Origin of the sequence: Variovorax sp. E3, assembly GCF_016082275.1 — a bacterium.
In the GTDB taxonomy this organism is placed as follows: domain Bacteria; phylum Pseudomonadota; class Gammaproteobacteria; order Burkholderiales; family Burkholderiaceae_C; genus Variovorax.
The window spans coordinates 1-4,211 of record NZ_MOWM01000282.1; the positions used below are offsets into that span (position 1 = coordinate 1).

Genomic DNA, 4,211 nt, shown 5'->3' on the forward strand with positions numbered 1-4,211 from the left:
CGCCGTGCCGGGGTGCGCCTGCGCCACGCGTCGAGCGCGGCGAAGCGCATGGCTTCGGCCACGCGCGGCGTGCCGATGTCGGCGCGGCCCAACGCCACGTTGGCCTCGACCGAGCCGGCGAAGACGTGCGGCGCCTGCCCCATCCACGCCACGCGCTGGCGCAATGCGGCCACCGTGTGGTCGGTCAGCGCGATGCCGCCGATCGCGATTTCGCCGCGCGCCGCCGGCACGAGGCCCGCGAGCAGCGACAGCAGCGCCGTCTTGCCCGCGCCGCTGGGGCCGGTCAGCGCCACGTGCTCGCCGGCCGCGACGCGCAGTTCCAGGCCGCCAAAGACCTCTTGCGTTTCGCCGGGCCAAGAAAAATGCAGCCCGTGAACCACCACGGCCGGCGCACCGTGCGCGGGCCCCGCCGACGCGCGCTTCAGCGACACATTCGCGCCGGGCAACGGCAACGCATTGCGCTGCAGGCCGTCGAGCGCCTGCAAGGCGGCCTCGCCCGCCGCCCGGTCGTGCCACACCGCCGACAGCTCGCGCAGCGGCTCGAAGAAGGCCGGTGCCAGCAGCAGCACGAACAGCCCTTCACCCAGGCTCAGCGTGTGGCCCCAGGCGCCGAAGCCGATCGAACCCAGCAGATGAAAGCCGACATACACCGCCACCATCGCCACGCCCAGCGCAGAGAACAGCTCGAGCACCGCCGACGACAGGAACGCGATGCGCAGCACCGCCATGGTCCGCGTGCGCAGCGACTGCGCGGCATCGCCGAGCCGGTGCGCGGTGGCATCGACCGCGTCGAGCGCGCGCAGGGTGGCCAGGCCGCGCAGGCGGTCGAGCAGGAAGGCGTTCATGCCGCCCATCTCGACCATCTGTGCCTCGCTCGCGGCCTTGGCGCGCCAGCCGACGATGGCCATGAAGATCGGGATCAGCGGCGCCGCGACCAGCAGCACCAGCGCCGCGATCCACGAGAAATACGCCACCGCGCAGAGGATGAAGACCGGCACCACGGTCGCGCGCCAGCGCGCCGGCTGGTAGCGCACAAGGTAAGGCACCAGCGCCTCGGCCTGTTCGGCGAGCACGCTCGCGGCCTGGCCTGAAGGCACGCGGCCACGGTCCAGCGGCGAGCCGCCGGCCAGCGCTTCGGTCGTTTGCGCCCGCAATGCCGTGAGCTGCGCCCGTGCGCGCCCGAAGGTGCGGCGCGCGCCCCAGGCCTCGCAGGCCGCGCGCAGCAAGCCGAGCAAGAGGATCGCCCCCGCCGGCCACATCACCGCCTGCAAGCCGCGCCCTGAAGCCAGCCCCTGCACCGCCATGGCCAGCAGGGCCGCCTGTGGCAACCACAGCAACGCGGCGGCGCCTTGCACCACCCCGCCGATGTCCGGCGACGCGAAAGCCTTCAACGGCGATCGGGGTGGCGAGTGCTTGGTCATTCCTTGGTTTCGTGTATTTTCAGTATTTACTGAAATTTCCACAATCATACCGGAGACGGAAGGCGACTGGACGAGCCCGCAGACTGCACGGTCTGGCGCTCGAACGCAACCAATTCGGGAAGATTCAGCCGGGGCGCCGCCTGGGCGCCCCCGTGGCTAATGCGAAACGACTATTCCGCTGACCAGCAGCGCGGCAAAAAGCGTGAACACGCCGCGCCACGAGGCCGGGCGCGCCTCGACCCAGCGGTACAGCAGCGCCGCCGCGGCAATCGACAGGCCGAAGGTCGCGACCAGCCCCGCCGCGTCGAACCACGCGCCGTGCGGCCCGGCATTGGCCACCGCCGCGTTCATGGCGAGCAGCACCGGAAAGTGGATCAGGAACAGCGAGTACGACATGCGCCCCAGCCGCTGCAGCGGCACCGCCAGCGCGGGCCAGTGCGCGGGCGACAGCCAGTGGCGGCGTTGCGCGACCGCGAGCAGCAACGCCGTCACCAGCGCGGTGGCGATGCGGCTGCGCCAGTCGATGGCGAGCGCGCCCGCCCCCACCAGCGCCAGCATCGCGACCGCGCTCTGCCAGGTGCTGAAGCGCGTGGCGCGGCCGATCCAGAACACCAGCATGCCCAGGCCGTAGGTGCCGAAGAAATAGAAGGCCGTGTCGTCCAGCCCCGCGTTGCGGTTGAACAGCACCAGCGACGTCACGGCCAGCACCACCACCAGCGCCACCGGCAGCCAGCGCGTGCCCGCGTTGACGGGCGCCGCACCGCTCGCGCGCTGCAGCAGCGTGGGCAGGCCCACCAGCGCAAGCGCGAGCGCGAACAGCTGGAAGTCGATGGCCACGTACCAGACGCCGGTCGACAGCGACTCGTAGCCCAGCAAATCCTGCAACAGCAGTCCGTGCGCGACCAGTTGCCCGAAGGTGGGCGATGCGGGCACCACCTCTTCGTCGAGCCACGGCCGCACCACCGCCGCCACCAGTACGCACACCGTGAGCGCGGCCAGGTACGGCATCACCAGGCGCCCGTAGCGCTGCAGGATGCGCGCAACCGGCCGGTCCACGCGCAGCGTGCCGTCGGGTGCAAGGCTGGCCGCCGCGAGAAAACCCGCGATGACCAGGAACACCTGCACCGCGAGCCGGCCCTCGTTGGACAGCCACGCGAAGAAATCGGGCGCGAGCGCATACGCGCCGGCCGGCATGGGGCCGTAGCGCGACAGATGGTGCCCGACGATCACGGCGCAGGCGATGCCCTTGGCCGCGTCGAGCAGCGGCATGCGGCCCACCGAGGACGAAGGCGCCCTGGCAACGGGCGCCGCGCCGTTGGCCAGCGCGGTCAAAGCGCCAACCGCTGCCTTGCTTCGTTGTACTCGCGCTTGAGCTTCTCGATGAAGGCCGCGGCGCTGGCCACTTCGGTCACGGCGCCGATGCCCTGGCCCGAGCCCCAGATGTCCTTCCAGGCCTTGGCCTTGCTGCCGTCGCCGCTGGCGAAGTTCATGGTCTTCAGGTCGCCTTCGGGCAGGTTGGCCGGGTCCATGCCCGCGGCCACGATGCTGGGCGCCAGGTAGTTGCCATGCACGCCGGTGAACAGGTTCGAGTAGACGATGTCGTCCGAGTTGCCTTCGACGATGGCCTGCTTGTACTCTTCGCTCGCGCGTGCTTCCTCGGTCGCGATGAAGGCCGTGCCGATGTAGGCGAAGTCGGCGCCCATGGCCTGCGCGGCCAGCACCGCGCCGCCGGTGGCGATGGAACCCGACAGCGCGATGGGGCCGTCGAACCACTGGCGGATTTCCTGCACCAGCGCGAACGGGCTCTTCACGCCCGCGTGGCCGCCGGCACCGGCCGCCACGGCGATGATGCCGTCGGCGCCCTTCTCCACGGCCTTCTGCGCGAACTTGTTGTTGATGATGTCGTGCAGCGTCACGCCGCCGTAGCTGTGCACCGCGTCGTTCACGTCGGTGCGCGCGCCCAGCGAGGTGATGACGATCGGCACCTTGTACTTCACGACCATTTCCATGTCGTGCTCGAGCCGGTCATTGCTCTTGTGCACGATCTGGTTGATGGCGAAGGGCGCGGCGGGCTTGTCGGGGTTGGCCTTGTTGTAGGCCGCGAGTTCTTCGGTGATCTCGATCAGCCACTCTTCGAGCTGCGCCGCGGGACGCGCGTTGAGCGCGGGCATCGAGCCGACCACGCCCGCCTTGCATTGCGCAATCACGAGCTTGGGGTTGCTGATGATGAACAGCGGCGAGCCGATGATCGGCAGCGGCAGGTTCGCCAGGACGGGGGGCAGCTTGGACATGTCGTCTCCGGAAATGGGTTCGGTTTTATAAGAGAGGGAAGCCGCCGCCGCCCGTCAGGTGGGCGACAGCGGCCACGCGTCAAGAAGGGTCAGAACGCGTCGAGCGCCATCGCCGTGACGCTCTCGGCGCCGTCGACGATGCTGTCGCGGATGCCCGGCACCTTGTTCAGGATGTGCTCGGCGTAGAAGCGCGCGGTGGCGATCTTGGCCAGCATGAAGTCGGTGTCGAAGCTGCGCGAGGCCAGGTCCTGCGCAATGATCAGCGAGCGTGCGAGCTGCCAGCCGGCCACCAGGTTGCCCGCGAGCATCAGGTATGGCACGCTGCCCGAGAACACCGCGTTGGGCGAGGCCTTGGTCTGCCCGGCCACGAAGTCGACCACGTCGATGAAGGCCAGGCGCGCGGCCGTCAGGCGTTTCAGCACAGCAGCCGCGGCGGGGTGGTCGCTCTTGGCGAGTTCGGCTTCGGTCTTCTCGATCTGCGCGGCAATGGCCTTGGCGG

The 4,211-nt window shown here is 69.9% G+C and carries 3 protein-coding genes and 1 pseudogene; all 4 read right to left on the reverse strand.

The features are described from left to right. Nucleotides 1-1,421: pseudogene (locus BMG07_RS39895) on the reverse strand (ABC transporter ATP-binding protein/permease); the annotation flags it as partial. A 156-nt stretch (nucleotides 1,422-1,577) separates the two neighbouring features. Beyond that, on the reverse strand, nucleotides 1,578-2,690 hold the full coding sequence (locus tag BMG07_RS39900; RefSeq protein WP_198089099.1) for an acyltransferase: 1,113 nt from the start codon (nucleotides 2,688-2,690) through the stop codon (nucleotides 1,578-1,580). A 59-nt stretch (nucleotides 2,691-2,749) separates the two neighbouring features. Further along, nucleotides 2,750-3,712, reverse strand: a complete 963-nt coding sequence (locus BMG07_RS39905; protein ID WP_198089097.1) for a nitronate monooxygenase family protein — start codon at nucleotides 3,710-3,712, stop codon at nucleotides 2,750-2,752. An 89-nt stretch (nucleotides 3,713-3,801) separates the two neighbouring features. Continuing rightward, a partial coding sequence (locus BMG07_RS39910) for an acyl-CoA dehydrogenase C-terminal domain-containing protein (RefSeq protein WP_198089098.1) occupies nucleotides 3,802-4,211 on the reverse strand: 410 nt, incomplete at its 5' end.

Bases quoted from the DNA above. Each gene is read 5' to 3' on its own strand.
- BMG07_RS39900 (WP_198089099.1), bottom strand. From the start codon at position 2,690: ATGCCGCTGCTCGACGCGGCCAAGGGCATCGCCTGCGCCGTGATCGTC.
- BMG07_RS39905 (WP_198089097.1), bottom strand. From the start codon at position 3,712: ATGTCCAAGCTGCCCCCCGTCCTGGCGAACCTGCCGCTGCCGATCATC.